General features: G+C 69.3%; 6 protein-coding genes and 1 pseudogene. 2 read left to right on the top strand and 5 right to left on the bottom strand.

Annotation, left to right across the window (positions count from 1 at the left end; all coding sequences use genetic code 11):
• Window positions 1-196: pseudogene (locus tag D7X99_RS17020) on the bottom strand (VWA domain-containing protein); the annotation flags it as partial.
• 144 nt (window positions 197-340) lie between these two features.
• Between D7X99_RS17020 and D7X99_RS17015 the strand changes: the two are divergent.
• Window positions 341-832 (top strand): VOC family protein, encoded by a 492-nt coding sequence (locus D7X99_RS17015; protein ID WP_014397268.1) that lies wholly within the window; start codon window positions 341-343, stop codon window positions 830-832.
• On the opposite strand, the gene D7X99_RS17010 is transcribed toward D7X99_RS17015, so the two are convergent.
• The 3 genes from D7X99_RS17010 to D7X99_RS17000 form a co-directional block, all read right to left on the bottom strand.
• Window positions 789-1,916 (bottom strand): heparan-alpha-glucosaminide N-acetyltransferase domain-containing protein, encoded by a 1,128-nt coding sequence (locus D7X99_RS17010; RefSeq protein ID WP_121778715.1) that lies wholly within the window; start codon window positions 1,914-1,916, stop codon window positions 789-791. The genes D7X99_RS17015 and D7X99_RS17010 overlap by 44 nt on opposite strands.
• Before the next feature lie 68 nt (window positions 1,917-1,984).
• Window positions 1,985-3,814, bottom strand: a complete 1,830-nt coding sequence (locus D7X99_RS17005) for a hypothetical protein (protein ID WP_121778714.1) — start codon at window positions 3,812-3,814, stop codon at window positions 1,985-1,987.
• A gap of 588 nt (window positions 3,815-4,402) precedes the next feature.
• Window positions 4,403-5,392 carry an alpha/beta fold hydrolase gene (locus tag D7X99_RS17000; protein WP_211483760.1) on the bottom strand — a complete coding sequence of 330 codons (990 nt, stop codon included), beginning with the start codon at window positions 5,390-5,392 and terminating at the stop codon, window positions 4,403-4,405.
• Window positions 5,393-5,474: 82 nt separating this feature from the next.
• On the opposite strand from D7X99_RS17000, the gene D7X99_RS42840 reads away from it, so the two are divergent.
• Window positions 5,475-5,618 carry a hypothetical protein gene (locus tag D7X99_RS42840; RefSeq protein WP_158620732.1) on the top strand — a complete coding sequence of 48 codons (144 nt, stop codon included), beginning with the start codon at window positions 5,475-5,477 and terminating at the stop codon, window positions 5,616-5,618.
• A 51-nt stretch (window positions 5,619-5,669) separates the two neighbouring features.
• Here the strand turns inward: D7X99_RS42840 and D7X99_RS16995 are convergent, their stop codons facing one another.
• On the bottom strand, window positions 5,670-17,741 hold the full coding sequence (locus tag D7X99_RS16995; protein WP_121778712.1) for a non-ribosomal peptide synthetase: 12,072 nt from the start codon (window positions 17,739-17,741) through the stop codon (window positions 5,670-5,672).
• Window positions 17,742-17,915 lie beyond the last annotated feature (174 nt).

Here is a 17,915-nt window from a genome sequence, read left to right as displayed (position 1 = left end):
GGGACGGGGGCGCGACAAGGGCCGTGGACTCGTCCTTGGGGGCGCTCCGGGTGGTCGCCGTGGCCTGCGGCTTGAGCTCGTTGCGCGCCGACACGCCCTGCGCCGGCTCCATGGAGGAGCACGCGCTCACGAGGCTGGCGCAGAGGAGGGCACCACTGACGAAGGACACGCGGCGCTTCGAGAAGAAAGGGGACATGGGCGGCTCCGGGACGACGGGAGGAAGTCAGCGTGCCCCTGGAAACGGCCGACCTCCGGAATGGGTTTATCCGGTGAATTTTTCCCGGACCCAGGCGTGGGCCGCGCTTGCGTGGGGGGACCCCTTTTGCGACGGTCCCCGGCCATGGAGACGACACGACCGTTCCGGATTCTGGGCATCCAGCAGATCGCCATCGGGGGGCTGGACAAGGGCGCCCTGCGCAAGCTGTGGGTGGACACGCTGGGCCTGACGGCCCACGGCACCTACCGCAGCGAGAAGGAGAACGTGGACGAGGACATCGTCGTGGCGGGCGCGGGCCCCTTCAAGGTGGAGGTGGACTTGATGCAGCCCGTCAATCCCGACGGCCGTCCCAAGGTGCACGACCCGGCGCTCAACCACGTGGGTCTGTGGGTGGACGACCTGGCGGTGGCCGTCAAGTGGCTGGAAGGGCAGGGCATGCGCTTCACGCCCGGCGGCATCCGCAAGGGCGCGGCGGGCTTCGACGTGTGCTTCATCCACCCGAAGGCCAGCGATCAGTTCCCGCTGAGCGGAGAGGGTGTCCTCATCGAGCTGGTCCAGGCCCCGCCGGAGATCATCCGCGCCTTCGAACAGGCCGCGGCCAGCGCGGCGCACTGAGCAGCCACTGTCCGGCGCGCGCGAAGGCCTTCTTCACCGCGCGCTCCACCGGATCCCACGCGACGCACAACACGTACGTGCACGCGATGAGCAGCGCGAGCAGGCCGGAGAACTTCAGCCACCCGCTGGAGTCGCCCCACAGCTTCTGGAACGAGAAGACGCCGAAGACGCGGTAGTACAGCAGCATCTCGTGGAAGAAGTACGCGGACAGCGACGCGGTGCCGAAGACCTCCAGGAAGCGGCGGGCGCGCGAAGGCTTCGCGTCCGGCGCCATCCGTCCCTCCACCCACAGCAACACGAGCAGCACCGCGCAGACCCACATGAAGCGGGTGGCGGAGTTGGACGGGTTGGTGACGAAGAAGCGGTGCGGCGGATAGAGGTCGTTGAGCACGCGCGGCATCAGCGTGCCCAGAAGGCCCAGCGCGATGAGGAAGCCCAGGGCCCGCGCCAGGCCCTTGCGGCCCCACGCCCCCGCGATGCAGCCCGCGAAGGCGCCCAGCCACGCGAAGCCCACCCACGGCACCAGCGGGAAGGGGGCCCAGTTGGACTTGCGCAGGAACGACGCCCAGGGCTCGCCCGCGGAGTCGCTGAAGGGCGCCAGCGCGAACGCCACCATCGCCAGGACGAACGCGGTGCCCGCGAGCACGCGCGGGCGCGGGGCGAGCAGCGCGGCCATGGGCAGGGTGAGCAGCAGGCACAGTCCCACGCAGTGGAGGATGTCCAGGCGAAGCAGCCACACGGGCTCGGAGCGGATGGGGAACCACACCCAGTTGACGAGCGCGGCGACGGCGAACACCTCCGTGATGCGGCGCAGGTTGCGGCGCACGCGCTCGCTCAGCACGCCCGAGGCGGCGCTGCGCACCATGAGCAGCGCCAGGGCGAACCCGGCGGAGAAGATGAACGCGGGGGCCACCAGCCCGTCCACCTTGAGCAGCCGTCCGGTCCACACGCTCTTGCGCAGCTCGGGGGTGAGCAGCACGAGCGCATGGGTCTGGATCATCACGAGGACGGAGAGGCCGCGCAGCCAGTCGATGGCGCGCACGCGCTCGCGGGAGACGGGGGCGGCGGAGGGCAGGGTGCTCACGGGGGGCGCTACCCTATGTCGGTCCCGCGAGCGGTTGCACGCGCCCGCGGGCCCGGAAACTCGTTGGACTACCAGCTGACGGCGTCGAGGTAGACCGTGCCCTTCCACGTGCCCGTCGTCTGGAACTCCACGCCCAGTTGGTACAGCGGGGTGGTGGAGCCGGAGGGCAGCTTCACGGTGATGGCGTTCCACGCGCCGGCCTTGAGGCTGCCGACGGCGATCCAGTTGCCCGTCCAGCGCCAGTTCGCGGAGGCGCCTTCCAGGGTGTAGGGCTGGACGCCGGTGATCTTGCTGCCGGTGGGCAGCCACAGCTGGAACGTCACCGTCTTGCCGGACGGCACGGCCGCGTTGGCCACGGCCACGGTGCCCTTGCCGGACGTTCCGTTGAAGGGCACGGCCAGCGAACGGGTGCCCGCATAGGCCTTGGCCGTGGTGGTGCTCACGGCGGACAGCGCGGCGCCGCTGGCGCTCCATCCCTGCGCGTTGGACTCGAAGCCGTACTTCGACGGGTCGGCCGGGGTGCCCGCGTCGGAGGAACCGGTGCCGCCGTCGGTGCCACCATCCGGACGCGTGCCGCCGTCGGGGGTGCCCGCGTCGACCGGCGGGGTGCCGGCGTCCACGGTGCCTCCGTCGGTGGATCCGCCGCCGCCCGGGGGCGGAAGCGTGGTGCCGGCCGCGGGCAGGATCAGTCCGCCCGCGTTGAGGAACGTGCTCGCGCGCTGCTTCAGGTACGGCTGGCCGTCGGTGCCCTGGTCGTTCTGGTAGGAGCTCTGACCGCCCGCGCCCGCGCCGTACATCAGGGCGACGACGCCCACGTTGGCGAACTTGCGCCGGTGCGCGTCACCGCTCGCGCCGAAGAAGTACTCGGTGCGGTTGTCCTTGTAGCCCTGGCGCGCCCCGCCGCTGTTGTTGATGTTGAGGTGGTTGGAGTTGCCCAGCGGGATCTGCCACAGCATCCAGCGCTTGCCGGAGGTCTGGTTCCAGAGGCGCAGCCACTCCGCGTAGCGGTTGTACGAGCGCGACGTGAGCGACGCCGCATCGCTCATGTCCCACGTGTGATCCGCGCCCTGCGTGAGCCGGTAGAAGTCCGCGTCGCGGTCCAGCGGGTCGCCCACGAGCACGTCGTAGGTGGCGCCGGTGACGTTGGTGCCCAGGCCCAGCGGCTTGAGGAAGTTGACGACCTTGTCCACCTCCGGCTGGAGCGGATCCGTGAGCGAGTTGAACGCGATGTCCTTGCCGCTGGCCCACGCGGAGATGTGCAGGCCCAGCACGACGTTGTTCGCGCCCACGGCCTTGCGCAGCTGGAGGAACGCCAGGCTCCATCCGGCGACGGTGTTGGGCAGGCCCGCGAGCTCCGGCATCCCCGAGGAGGCGATGGCCGCGGGGGCGTTGGGGTTGGAGGCCGTCTGGAACTGGAGGAAGCCGACCACGTCCGGCTCCACGTGGAGGATGACCGGGCCGCCAAAGGTCTTCGCGCGCTGGAGGAGCAGCTTCACGTCCTCGAAGTAGCTGCGCATGGTGGAGGCGTTCTTCAGCTTCGCGAGCGTCTCCTGCTCGCCACCGCCCGGCTCACCGAAGAGCTGGTAGTAGGTGACGACGGGGACGTAGCCCTGCGCCTTCGTCTCCGTGAAGAAGCTGGCCGCCCAGCTGCCGTCATGGGCTCCGTAGCCCCAGTTGTCCGCCCAGCCCTTGGTGAAGTAGCGGTAGCGCGCGTCCCACGGCACGTTGCTGTCGCGCATCCAGTTCTGGCCGGCCTCCTCGAAGAGGCCCACCATCAAGCGATTCTGGAAGGCCGGGGGCACGGGGCCCTGCACACCCGTGGCGGCCTGGGCGGTCAGCGCTCCGAGACACGTCAGCGTCAGCAGCGCCGCGAAGGCGCGTCGAATGGTGTTGGTCATGGAGGCGCTAGTACGCCCAGGCGCCCCCAGTCCTTCCGGTGCCGACCCGCATCACCCCCTGGACGGCCGCTCACCCTCCACGCCACCGGGCGGGCGCCCTTCGATATCGGACATGGACTCCGGAGGAGGGAGAGTCCCCCTGCACGTGCGCCTGCGGTGCTAGCGGGCCCATCTAGGATGTCACGCGTCCTTGCTCCAACCTTTCAGATGGGCCCTTGCGCTTGTACTCGCGTGGGGAGCCGCGGCGCATGCCGAGTCATCACCTGCGGGCCGCGTCAGGCGGGAACGGCCCGTCACCGTCGCGATTACCGCGGGTGAGCCGAGGACTGGGGGAGATGCATCACGGAATCAGCCTCGTGGTCGCGCGGCGTCGCACGGAAGACGGGCAGATCAAGGGCCGGGTGCTGCTCAAGACGATTGGTGTTTCGAGCGAGCAGTGAATGACGCGCGTGAAGCGGGCGCGAGCGAAGCTGGAAGAGCAGGTGCGCCTTGCCTCCTTCCTGGATCACCCGGGCATCTTCCGCGTCGAGGGAATGCAGAAGTGTGGAAACAGGAGATGCGCTCATCCAGCGCGCCTTCGCCGCCCTTTCAAAATGTCTTGAGGAAGGTCTTCATCTCGCGCAGCACCTCGTCATGGTTGGTGAGCCAGACGTAGTGCCGCGCGTGCTCGAGCTTGATGCCCTTCCAGTTCGGCATGCTCATCACGCTCAACATTTCGGCGTCTCGCTGGAGCGCCCTGGTGCCCAGGGTCCTCAACTTCTCCTGCACGGGACGGTCCATTTGGGAGAAGCCTGGGAGGTCCTCCGCCCGCCCGGACCGAGGCTGATCCACGTAGAGGAAGAGCACGGCCGCCGTCACGGCCGCGAAGTCCACCTGCGAGAAACCCTTCATCACCCGCTCCTCCGCGTGCGGCCACCTGCGGGCGCGCAGGTAGTGCCCGGTCTTCGGATCGAACTCGTTCGCCTCGTCGATCTCGTGCGCGGGGAACGCTCCTCCGACGTCACGCGCGAGCGCGGCGGCGAGCGCGGCGCGTGAGGCCACGTCCTCGGGAGCGGGCTCGCTCGGAGGAGGCATGGGCAGGACCGAAAGGAGCTCCGCCAGCAGGTCACCGTTGGTCCTCACGTCCAGGTAGACCACCTTCTCCACGCGCTCCGGGTGATGGGTTGCCACCCAGGTGAGCTCTGGCCCGGCGGCGGAGTGGCCCACGAATGACGCCTTCGCGATTCCCAGCCCCTCCAGCACCCGGACGACGTCCTCGCCCAGGGTGGCGGTGTCGTAGCCCTGCTCGGGCCAGCTCGACGAGCCAAACCCCCGGCGGGTGACGGCGTAGACGTGATGGGCCGCGGTGAACTCCGGCGCGAAGGTGTCGAACACGTGGCCCGTGTTGCCCAGGCCCGACAGGAAGACGAGCGCGGGTCCCTGGCCTCCGAAGTCGAGCAGCTCGAGCTCGACCCCCTCGGCCACCTTCACCCGCTTCACCTGATGCAACGCGCTGGAGTCGGCAGAAGCCGGGACCGGGACGGACTTCGTCGTCACACAGGCAAACAGCGGCAAGCAGAGGAGGAGGAGTTTTCGCATGGACTGACTCAACTACAGGGAATGCGGAGACCACCAGGGAAGCCCATGGGTAACAGCTCGCCGCGCCCCATCTGGACGGGGCGTGGATGAGCCCCCGCCCGGCTTCGAGGAAGCCGCGGCGGAGCTGGAGAAGACCGTGACGGAAGCGGGGCAGGTCCTGGTGGAGCTGGGACGCCGGAGCCGCCGTCCTTCGTCGGTTCGTGTGGACGACATCACCACGAGATAGCGGAAGGCTGGGCCGTCATGTGCCCCCAGTGTGCCTTTGCTACCCGCGCCGCTACGCGACCGAGCTCCGGACCACGGCGTCCTCGATGCGTCGCAGGCACGCGGTCAGATGCCGCGCCAGGGTCTCGACGTGCGGCGGCTCGATCATCGTCTGGTGATTGCCGGGCACGGGCAGCACCTCCAGCCCGTGCCGCACGAGCACCTGCCACGGCTGTTCCGGGTGCAGCGGATGGGGCGGCACGTGGACCTGGGCCTTCAGATACGTGGCCGCGCCCTCGTACGGCACGGGCGCGTAGCTGAAGAGGGCGCGCATGTGGGCCTTCCACACGTCCAGGAAGATCTCCAGGTCGCGCAGCGAATACGAGTCCGGCACGGTCGCGCCTTCGCGGGCCTGACGCAGCACCTCCTTCATCTGTTCGTGCGGGGGCATCGCGCGCAGGCGCTGAGCGAGCGTCGGTGTGTCATCGCCGAACATGGCCGCGAGCAGCGCGGCGTCGTCCTCGAACTGCGTCGGCATCTGACCCGGGCCGGGCGTGTCGAGGAAGACGAGCAGCGCCGGAGGAACGCCCAGCTTCAGCATGCGCTGGGCCATCTCGTAGACGATGGTGCCGCCCATGGAGAGGCCCACGAGGTAGTAGGGGCCCTGGGGCTGCCACTGGAGCATCAAGTTCAGGTGATGTGACGCGAGCGCCTCGATGCTCGTGAGGGGCGGGCACTCGCCATTCACGCCGGGGGCCTGGAAGCCGTAGACGGTGCGGTCGGGGCCGAGCGCCCGCACGAGGTCCTGGTAGCAGAACACCGTGCCTCCTACCGGATGCATGCACCACAAGGGCGGAAGGTCCGAGCGTCCCTGCTGGAGCCGCACGATGCCTTCCGGGAGCGTGGGGCCTGCTTCGGCCACCGGTGCATCCGGCGTGAGCTTCGCCTGGATCCACTGGGCCAACGCCGCGACCGTCGGACTCTGGAAGAGGACCTGGAGCGGGACCTTGAACGGGAAGTGTTCCGACAGCTTGGACACGAGCTGCGCCGCGAGCAGCGAGTGGCCGCCCAGGTCGAAGAAGCTCGCGGTGACGCTGATGACCGTGCGACCCAGGACGTCCGCCCAGATGTCCGCGATCTGTTGTTCCAGCGGCGTGCGAGGCATCACGCTGGCCTTCTCCGTGTCCGTGGTGTCGGAAGGACGGGGCAGGGCGCGGCGGTCCACCTTGCCGTTCGCGTTGAGCGGCAGTGCGTCCATCAGCACGAACGCGGAAGGGACCATGTGGCTGGGGAGCGAGCCCTGGACGTGGGCGCGCAGGTCGCTGGCCGTCACCGCGTCGCGGAAGGTGACGTAGGCGACCAGGCGCTTGTCGCCGGGCGAATCCTCGCGCACGAGCACCAACACTTCGCGCACGGCCGGGTGCTGGCGCAGGACGGCTTCGATCTCACCGGGTTCGATGCGGAAGCCGCGCACCTTGACCTGGTGGTCACGGCGTCCCAAGAAGTCGAGCGCACCGTCGTGGCGCTGACGGACGAGGTCGCCAGTGCGGTAGAGCCGGGCTCCTGGAGTCGAGGCGAAGGGGTGGGGCACGAAGGCAGTGGCCGTGAGGTCGGGCCGCTCCCAGTAGCCCCAGGCGAGGCCGTCACCGCCGACGAACAGCTCACCGATGATGCCCGGCGCCACCGGGTGCAGGTGCGCGTCCAGCACGTAGGCCGTGCTGTTGGAGAGGGGCTTGCCAATGGGCACCGTGCCTGTGACGGACTCCATGACGAGATGCCACGTGCTGAACGTGGTGTTCTCCGTGGGGCCGTAGACGTGCACCAGCCTGCGAGGCCCACCGTGTTCGCGCAGCCGGTTCACGCAAGCCGGGTCCGAAGCCTCGCCACCGAAGAGGAGCGTGGACAGGCCGTTGAAGGCCGTGGGCTCCATCCGGGCAACGTGGTTGAAGAGGGCCGTGGTGAGGAACAGGGCGGTGATGCGCTCGTCCCGCAGACCCCGGGCCAGCGTCGCGGGATCGATGATGTCTTCCTTCGAGAACAGGACGAGCGTCGCGCCGTTGAGCAGCGCACCCCACACCTCGAAGGTCGAGGCGTCGAAGGACACCGTCGCGGCCTGGGCCACGCGGTCGTCTGGACCGAAGGGGATGTAGTCCGGATCCATCACCAGCCGCATCACGGCCTGATGCGGAACGCAGACGCCCTTGGGCCGGCCCGTGGAACCGGATGTGTAGATGACGTACGCAGGCTCCAGGGGATGGAAGCGCGTCGCGTCGTAGGGCGAGCCGGACCGCGCGGGGGCCTCCAACGCATCGATGCGGATGGGTCCCACGCTGTCTGACGTGAACCGGATCGAGGATGCCGTGCCCGTGATGATCCGATGCACCTTCGCATCGGAGATCATGAGGGCCAGTCGATCCACCGGGTAGTCCGGATCCAACGGCACGTAGGCGCCACCCGCCTTGAGCACGGCGACCAGCGCCACGATGAGGTCGATGGAGCGTGACAGGCACACGCCCACGCGGGGCGCATCCGGTCCGATGCCTTGCTCCTTGAGTGTCCACGCGAGCTGATTGGCGCGGGTGTCCAGCTCCGCGTAGGTGAGCGACTGGGCGCCATGGCGCACGGCGATGGCGTGCGGGCGGGTGGCCACCTGGGCTTCGAACGCCTGCACCAGGGAGCTGTCCCTCGGATAGGGCCGGCTCGTCTCGTTCCATTCCGTGAGGACCTGCTGGCGCTCTGCTTCGGACAGCCAGGGCAGGTCATGGATGGCGGCATCGGGTTGGTGCAGCGCGCCTTCGAGGATGCGACGGAAGTGGTCCGCCATCCGTTCGAGGGTGCGGGGCTCGAACAGCGAGGTCGCGTACTCGAGCGTGCCGCTGATTCCTTCCTGAGTTTCGGTCAGGGCCAGGGTGAGGTCGAACTTGGAGGTCGGGGTCTGGAACTCCAGCGCCTGGACCTGGAGGCCCGGGAGCTGGGGCGGCGTCCCGGGCGCGTTCTGCAAGGTGAACATCACCTGCACCAGCGGCCCGTGGCTCAGGGCGCGTTCGACGTGCAGCTCCTCCACGAGCTTTTCGAACGGCAGCTCCTGATGCGCGTACGCACCCAGCGCCCGGTCCCGCACCTGCCGCACCACTTCGCGGAAGGAAGCACCGTCGCGCAGGTGGGCCCGCAGCGGCAGCGTGTTGACGAAGAAGCCGATGAGGCCTTCCACCTCCTCGCGGGTTCGGTTGGCGATGGGCGTGCCGACGATGAAGTCCCGCTGCCCGCTGTAGCGCGACAGCAGCAACTGGAAGCCCGCCATCAACGTCATGAACAGCGTGCCCCCCTCCTGGCGGCCCAGGCCCGTCAGTGCGTCGAGCACGGTGCGCGGGAGGGTGAACTCGTGGGTGGAGCCCGCGAACTGCTGCACCGCGGGACGGGGATGGTCGGTGGGCAGCTCCAGGACGTGCGGCGCGTCCGCCAACTGCTGCTTCCAGAAGTCGAGCTGCCGCTGGAGCACGTCACCCTGGAGCCACTGCCGCTGCCACGCCGCGTAGTCCGCGTACTGCACGGGCAGGGCCGCCAGTGCCGAGTGATGCGCCTGATATCCGGAGGACAGCTCGCGGTAGAGAACACCCATCGACCAACCATCGGACACGATGTGATGCAGGTTGAGCAGCAGCACATGGTGTTCAGCGTCCTCGCGTACCAGGAGGGCGCGGAACAGCGGGCCCTCCGCGAGGTCGAAGGGTGTCTCCGCGTCCTCTCGCAGCAGGGCTTCCGCCTCGGCGCTGGAAGAGGCTTCGACCCGGCGAAGGGACGTGGGCATCCGGGGCAGGATTCGCTGCACGGGGACCCCCTCACCCGGGAACACCGTGCGCAGGGATTCGTGCCGGTCCACCAGTGCCTGGAGCGCATGCTCCATCGCGTCCACGTTCAGCGTGCCTTCCAGCCGCAGCACCATGGGCATGTTGTACGCAGCCCGGTCCGAGTGGAACTGGTTGAGGAACCAGAGCCGCTCCTGCGCGAACGACAGGGGCGGTGGTCCCTCGCGGTGCCAGGTCCGGAGCGCGGGGCCGGACAGGGACGGGTCCTGCGTGCGGCCTTCCAACGCGCGCGCCATGCCTTCGATGGTCGGGAACTCGAAGAGGGTCCGCACGGGGACAGGAATGCCCAGCGCCTGTGAGGTCCGGGAGACGATCCGCGTGGCCAGCAGCGAGTGTCCACCCAGGTCGAAGAAGTTCGCATCGACGGGGACGTGAGCGCGCTGGAGCACCGCGCACCAGATGGCGCTCAACGTCTGTTCCAGGGCCGTCAGGGCCCGTGTGACTGCCGTCGTCGGAGCCTCGCTGTCTGGCACTGGCAGCGCGCGGCGGTCCACCTTCCCATTGGGCGTCATGGGCAGCGCGTCCAGCAGCACGAACGCGGCGGGGACCATGTGACTGGGAAGCGAAGCCTGGACATGCGCGCGCAGGTCGCTGGCCGTCACCGCGTCGCGGAAGGTGACGTAGGAGACCAGCCGCTTGTCACCGGGTGAGTCCTCGCGCACGAGCACCAGCGCTTCGCGCACGGCAGGGTGCTGGCGCAGGACGGCTTCGATTTCACCGGGTTCGATGCGGAAGCCGCGCACCTTGACCTGGTGGTCGCGGCGTCCCACGAAGTCGAAGGCACCGTCGTGGCGTTGACGGACGAGGTCGCCGGTGCGGTAGAGCCGGGCACCCGGCGTGGAGGCGAAGGGGTGGGGGATGAAGGCGGTGGCGGTGAGTTCGGGTCGCTCCCAGTAGCCCCACGCGAGGCCGTCACCACCGACGAACAGCTCGCCGACGATGCCCGGTGCCACCGGGTGCAGGTGCGCGTCCAGTACGTAGGCCGTGCTGTTGGAGACTGGGCGCCCGATGGGCACCGTCACTGCATCGGGCTCGACGTGTGTCGGAGAGAACCACGTGCTGTATGCGGAGTTCTCCGTGGGGCCGTAGGCGTGAACGATGTGCTCCGGCGCGCTGTGGGAGAGGATGGCGCGGATGCAGGCCGGGTCCGCGGCCTCGCCACCGAAGAGGAGCCACCGCAGGCCCTTCAGCAGCGACGGGTCGGTGCGCGCGACGTGGTGGAGGAGCGCCGTGGTCAGGAACAGGACCGTGATGCCTTTGTCGCGGACCCGCCGCGCGAGCACCGTGGGCTCGATGACCTCTTCCTTCGACAGGAGGACCAGCGTCGCGCCATTGAGCAGGGTGCCCCACAGCTCGAACGTCGAGGCATCGAAGGCGACCGTGGACGTCTGGGCCACGCGATCCTCGGGACGCAGTTGGATGAAGTCCGGATCGAGGACCAGGCGGGCAACGCCCCGGTGCGGAATGCACACGCCCTTGGGCCTGCCCGTGGATCCGGACGTGTAGATGATGTGCGCCAGGTCATCCCCCGTGCACGCATCCGGAGGCGCATGGCGTTCCAGCCCCGCAGGGAGCGCATCCAGCCGCAGGACCGTCCACGGCCCTTCGGGGACCTGATCCGCGAGCGCCGATTCGGTGACGACCGCGACGAGCCTTGCATCGCTGGCCATGAAAGCCAGGCGGTCCGCCGGGTAGTCCGGGTCCAGCGGCACGTAGGCGCCCCCTGCCTTGAGGATGGCGACCAGCGACACGACGAGGTCGATGGAGCGCGGCAGGCACACGCCGACACGCGGCGCATCCCGTCCGACGCCCTGGGCCTTGAGCGCCCACGCGAGCGGATTGGCGCGAGCGTCCAGCTCCGCGTAGGTGAGCGCATCCGAACCGTGACGCACGGCGATGGCATCCGGGCGCGCGGCCACCTGCGCGTGGAATGCACGCACGAGTGAGGCGTCGCGCGGGTAGGGCCGCGCGGTGTCGTTCCAGGTGACAAGGAGCTGCTGGCGCTCCGCCGCGGATAGCCAGGGCAGGGCATGGATGGCCGCATCGGGCTGATGCAGCACCCCCTCGAGCAGGCGGTGGAAGTGCCCCGCCATCCGCTCGATGGTGCGGGGCTCGAACAGCGCGCTCGCGTATTCGAGGACGCCCGAGAGCCCGTCGCCGGTCTCCTCCAGCATGAGGCTGAGGTCGAACTTGGACGTCTGAAGCGACAGCTCCAGCGCCTGGACCTGGAGGCCCGGGAGCTGGGGCAACGTGCCAGGGGCGTTCTGCAGGGCGAACATCACCTGCACCAGCGGCCCGTGGCTCAAGGAGCGTTCGACGTGCAGCTCCTCGACGAGCTTTTCGAACGGCAGCTCCTGATGCGCATACGCCCCCAGGGCCCGACCCCGCACCTGACCCAGCACTTCACGGAACGACGCGCCGTCGCGCAGATGGGCCCGCAACGGCAGCGTGTTGACGAAGAAGCCGATGAGCCCTTCCAACTCCTGCCGCGTGCGGTTGGCGGTGGGCGTGCCGACGATGAAGTCCCGCTGTCCGCTGTAGCGCGACAGCAGCAACTGGAAGCCCGCCAGCAGCGTCATATACAGCGTGGCCCCTTCCTCGCGGGCCAGGGCCTCCAGCGACTGACGAAGCGTGGAGGGCAGCGTGAAACGGAATGAGGCGCCGTCGAAGCGCTGCACCGCGGGGCGTGGCCGGTCGGTGGGCAGGTCCAGGACGTGCGGCGCGTCCGCGAGCTGCTGCTTCCAGAAGTCGAGCTGTCCCTGGAGCACGTCACCCTGGAGCCACTGGCGCTGCCATGCCGCGTAGTCCGCGTACTGCACGGGCAGCGGTGACCGCCGTGACGGCTGGCCCTGGAGACGTGCGCGGTACTCGTCGGACAGCTCGCGGTAGAGCACGCCCAACGACCAGCCATCGGACACGATGTGATGCAGGTTGAGCACCAGCACCGAGCACGTGCCTTCGAGCTGGAGCAGGAGCACCCGGAACAGGGGGCCTCGCGCGAGGTCGAAGGTCCGGTCCGCCTCCTGTCGCAGGCGAGCCTGGACCCGCGAGTCCTCCGGTCCCTGCGCGTCGAGCCGCTGGACCTCCAGCGTCAGGACCGGCACCTCGGCGATGTGTTGCGTGGGGCGGTCGCCCTCCGGGAACGTGGTGCGAAGGGACTCGTGTCGCAGCACGAGCGCTTCCAGGCTGGCGCGCAGCACCTCGACGTCCAATGGGCCGTCCAGACGCAGGGCCATGGGCATGTTGTAGACGCCGGGCACATCGTGCAGCTGGCTCAGGAACCAAAGCCGCTCCTGCGCGAAGGACAACGGAAGCGGTTCGGAGCCGCGAGTCGCCACGGGGATGCGCGAGTCCTCCCGGTGTCCTTGCGCGAGCAGGCCTTCCACGATTCGGACGAACGCCTCCAGACGTGGGGATTCAAAGAGAGCGCGCACGGAGAGCGGCACGCCCAGCGCCTCCCGCACTCGGGACACCACCTGTGTGGCCAGCAGCGAGTGCCCGCCCAGGTCGAAGAAGTGCGAGTTCGCTCCCACTTCGCGCCCGCCCAACACGGCGGCCCAGATGCTGGCGATCCGTGCTTCGAGCGGGGTCCGAGGCGCGATGAAGTCCTCGGTCGCTGAAGCTCCGGGGACAGGCAGTGCGCGCCGGTCGATCTTCCCGTTGGGCGTGAGGGGCAACGACTCCATCACCACGAACGCGCCAGGCACCAGGTGGCCCGGGAGCCGTGCCTGGAGGAACTCACGGAACACCGCGTCCGTGACGTCCGTGGCCGCGACGTAGGCCACGAGCCGGCGGTCGCCCGGCGTGTCCTCGCGCAGCAGCACGAGGGCCTCTCGCGTTGCGGGGTGCTGCCGCAGCGCCGCTTCCACTTCGCCCAATTCGATGCGGAAGCCGCGCAGCTTCACCTGATGGTCGCGGCGGCCCACGTACTCCAGGACGCCATCCACCCGCTGACGGACCAGGTCTCCCGTGCGGTAGAGCCGCGCGCCGGGCGTGTCACTGAACGGATGGGGGATGAACTTCTCCGCGGTGAGGTCGGACCTCGCCCAGTACCCGAGCGCCAGTCCGTCGCCGCCCACGAACAACTCGCCCACGACACCGGGAGGAACCAGCTGGAGCCGGGCGTCGAGCACATACGCCGTGCTGTTGGCGAGCGGCCCACCGATGGGCACGGATTCGACGCCCGCATGCGGCACGCGGTGCCACGTGCTGAATGACGCGTTCTCCGTGGGGCCATACCCGTTGATCAACGCCGTGGGTCCGCCGTGTGAGAGCACCGCGTTGACGCTGGCGACGTCCGCCGCCTCGCCGCCGAAGATCATCCAGGACAGGTGGTGGAAGGCCTCGGGCCGCGAGCGGGCCACGTGGTTGAACAACGCCGTGGCCAGCACCATGTGCGTGACGCGTTCCTCCTGGAGCCTGCGCGCCAGGACGTCCGGGTCGATGATCTCGTCCCGGGTGAACAGGACCAGCGTGGCCCCGTTGAGCAGCGCGCCCCAGACTTCCAGCGTGGACAGGTCGAACGCGATGGTCGTGGACTGCGCCATCCGGTCGCCGGGCCCCAGCTGCACGTAGTCCGGGTTGAGCACCAGCCGCACCACGCCCTGATGCGGGATGCACACGCCCTTGGGCCGGCCCGTGGAGCCGGACGTGTAGATGATGTGCGCCAGATCCACCGGCATCACGGCCTCGGCCGCCGGATGGGTCACGCCATCCCAGGGAACGTCCAGGCACACGGGCGTCCACGAGCCGGGAGGCAGTCCGGCCGCCAGCGCCTCGTGCGTGATGATGGCGACCAGCCGCGCATCGGTGGCCATGAAGGCGAGCCGTTCGGAAGGGTGCTCCGGATCCAGCGGGACGTAGGCGCCGCCCGCCTTGAGGATGGCCAGGAGCGACACGATGAGGTCGATGGAGCGCGGCAGGCACACGCCCACCTGCGGCGTGCGCCGTCCCACCCCGAGCGTCCGCAGTCGCCGGGCCAGTTGCTCCGCGCGCGCATCCAGCTCCGCGTACGTGAGCGTCACGGCCCCGTGGCTCACGGCGACGGCGTCGGGCCGCCGCGCGACCTGGAGCGCGAAGGCGTCCACGATGGACAGCTCCGAAGGGTAGGGGCGCGCCGAAGCGTTCCAGTCCTGGAGCGCCCTCCGCTGCTCCGGCTCCGACATGAAGACGGCATCCCCGGTCGCATGGTCCGGCGCTTCGATGAAGCACCGCAGCACCTGGAGGTAGTGCTCCGTCAGGCGCTCGATGGTGGCCGCATCGAACAGCGCCGTGGCGTACTCGAGCGTGCCCACGAGCCCGTCACCGGACTCCTCCAACGCGAGGAACAGGTCGAACTTCGACGTGCGCGTGTCCAGCGACAGCGGGGTGACGGTGACGCCCGGGAACTCGAGCCGCGACGTGGGCGCGTTCTGGAGCGCGAACAGCACCTGGATGAGGGGCGTCCGGCTCGCTTCGCGTTCGACCTGGAGCGCTTCGACCAGCTTCTCGAAGGGCAGCTGTTGATGCGCATACGCCCCCAGCGCGCGGTCCCGCACCTGTGCGAGGACCTGGAGGAACGAAGGCTCACCCTCGAAGCGGGCGCGGATGGGCAGCGTGTTGACGAAGAAGCCGATGAGCCCCTCCAGTTCCTTCCGCGTGCGGTTCGCGATGGGCGTGCCCACCACGAAGTCCCGCTGTCCGCTGTAGCGCGACAGCAGCACCTGGAACCCGGTGAGCAGGGCCATGAACAACGTGGCTCCCTCACGGCGGGCCAGTGCCTCCAGCTCCCGGTGGAGCCGGGCCGGTACCGTGAAGCGATGGATGTCGCCCGCGAACCCCTGCACCGCGGGGCGCGGCCGGTCGGTGGGCAGCTCCAACACATGGGGCACGTCCGCGAGCTGCCGCTCCCAGAAGCCCAGCTCCCGCTGGAGCACATCGCCCTGGAGCCATTGGCGCTGCCACGCCGCGTAGTCGGGATACTGGAGGGACAGGGGCTCCAGGTCCCGAGCGCGGTACGCCGCGGACAGCTCCTGATACAGCACGCCGAAGGACCAGCCGTCGGAGACGATGTGGTGCAGGTTGAGCACCAGCACGTGCCGCCGCTCCGCTTCACGGATGAGCAGCGCACGGAACAGCGGTCCTCGAGCCAGGTCGAAAGGCCGCTCCGCTTCACGCTGCATGCACGCGAGCGTCTCTTCCTCCGAACCGGTCTCCGCGTGCTCCAGCGTCACGGGCAGGTGCGCGGCGACGTGCTGGAGGGCGGCGCCTTCACCCGGGAAGGTGGTGCGCAGGGATTCATGCCGGTCCACCACGGCTTGTATCGCCTGCTCCAACGCGGTCGTGTCCAGCGGCCCGTCCAGCCGGAACGCGAACGGCAGCGAATACAGCGCGGAGCCCGGCATCCACTGGTCCAGGAACCACAGCCGCTGCTGCGCGAACGACAGCTGTTCCCGCGCGGCATCCGTGCACGGAGGGATGGGGGGCTCGGCACGGTTGACCGTCGGCGCGGCTTCTTCCAGCGCGGCGGCGAAGTCCCGCAGGATGGGGTTCGCGAACAGCAAACGCAGCGGCACGGGACGCTGGAGCACATCGCACAGCCGGCCGATGGCCTGCGTGGCCAGGAGGGATTGGCCACCCAGTTCGAAGAAGTCCGCCGTGGCGCCGACCGCGTCCATGCGCAGCACGTCCGCCCAGACCCGAGCAACGGTCTGTTCCAGCGCGGTCTCCGGCGCGACGAAGTCCTCCTCGGCTCCAGGGCAGTCGCGCGGATCCGGCAGTGCCTTGCGCTCCACCTTGCCGTTGGTGGTGAGAGGCATCGCGTCCAGGACGACGATGGCCGAAGGCAGCATGTGCGCGGGCAGATGGTCCTTCAGGTGCGCCCGCAGCATCGGCGCCGTCAGGGGCTCAGATGCCGTCACGTACGCCACGAGCCGCCGGTCGCCCGGCACGTCTTCGCGCACCATCACCACGGCCTCCTGCACGGAGGACTGCAGGCGCAGCGCCGCTTCAACCTCACCCGGCTCGATGCGGAAGCCGCGCACCTTGACCTGGTGGTCCACGCGTCCCACGAAGTCCACGGCGCCGTCCTCGAGCCGCCGAGCGAGATCCCCCGAGCGATACATGCGCGCGCCCGGTTCGGTGCTGAAGGGATCCGGCAGGAACCGTTCGGCGGTGAGCTCCGGACGCTCCCAATAGCCCCACGCGACGCCGCTGCCTCCCGTGTACAGCTCACCCACGGAGCCCGTGGGCAGCTCACGGCCCTCCGGGTCCAGCACGTACATCCGCGTGCCGGAGATGGCATGGCCAATGGGCGCGGGCTCGGAGCCGAGCGGCGCGCACAGGAGCTGGCAGCTCGTGAACGTCGTGTTCTCCGTGGGGCCGTAGCAGTTGAAGATGCGCGTGCGCGGCAGGGCCTCCAGCGCCCGGCGCGCATGGGGCAGCGACATCACCTCACCCCCCGTGTAGAGCTGACGCAGTGTCTCCGTGCCCGGCAGGCCCCGGTCCACCAGCGTGTTGAACAGGCCGGTGGTGAGGAACGCCGTCGTCACGCGCTCTTCGCGCAGGAAGTCTCCCAGCTCGTCCAGCGCGGAGGCTCCACGCGAGAACACCGCCACACGGCCGCCGTTGAGCAGCGGACCCCAGAGCTCGAACGTGGACGCGTCGAAGGCCACCGGTGCCAGTTGCAACAGCACTTCATCCGGGCCCAGGTGGACGTAGTCCGCATCCAGCACCAGCCGCAGCACGCCCCGGTGGGGCACGCACACGCCCTTGGGACGGCCCGTGGATCCGGACGTGAAGACGACATAGGCCAGGTCGTCCTCCACGACGTCGCGCGCGACGGGCCCGTCGCTGAAGCCCGCCAACGCATCCGCGTCCGTGTCCAGCCGGAGCGTGTGCCAGTCCCCCGACGGCAGGTGCGACTCCAGCCCGGAATGCGTGACGATGATCCGCACGCGCGAGTCCGTGGCCATGAAGGCCAGCCGCTCCGAGGGGTACTCCGGATCCAGCGGGACGTACGCACCGCCCGCCTTGAGGATGCCGACCAGCGTGACGATGAGGTCCACTGAGCGCGGCAGGCATACACCCACCTGTGGCCGTTCGCGGCCCACGCCCCGTGCCTTCAACCATCCCGCGAGCCGGTTTGCTCGCGCATCCAGCTCCGCGTACGTGAGCTGCTGTCCGTCACAACGAACGGCGACGGCCTGGGGACGGAGCGCGGCCTGGGCCTCGAAAGCATCAGCGATGTTTCGAGGCGCCAGACCCCGGAAAGACACGGGGGCGTCGACGGTGTCGGTCATGTCGACGCGCCACCCCCGACAAAAGGGGGGGTGAACTCAGGACCGCCCGGGGGAACGCAGGCGGGTCAAACAGGGGCGGCGCGTGTCTCGGATTAAGAGACCCTGAGGCAGTGCACGCAAAAAATTGGCGACAGGTGACACCCCAACGGGGTGATCTCTCTCGTGTCTGCCATT

It is taken from the genome of Corallococcus sp. AB032C, assembly GCF_003668935.1.
In the GTDB taxonomy this organism is placed as follows: Bacteria; Myxococcota; Myxococcia; order Myxococcales; family Myxococcaceae; genus Corallococcus; species Corallococcus exiguus.
This window is presented reverse-complemented; position numbering and strand designations above follow the sequence as displayed.

Coding starts and splice junctions, on each gene's coding strand:
- D7X99_RS17000 (WP_211483760.1), bottom strand. CDS start 5,392: ATGCGAAAACTCCTCCTCCTCTGCTTGCCGCTGTTTGCCTGTGTGACG.
- D7X99_RS17005 (WP_121778714.1), bottom strand. CDS start 3,814: ATGACCAACACCATTCGACGCGCCTTCGCGGCGCTGCTGACGCTGACG.
- D7X99_RS16995 (WP_121778712.1), bottom strand. CDS start 17,741: ATGACCGACACCGTCGACGCCCCCGTGTCTTTCCGGGGTCTGGCGCCT.
- D7X99_RS17015 (WP_014397268.1), top strand. CDS start 341: ATGGAGACGACACGACCGTTCCGGATTCTGGGCATCCAGCAGATCGCC.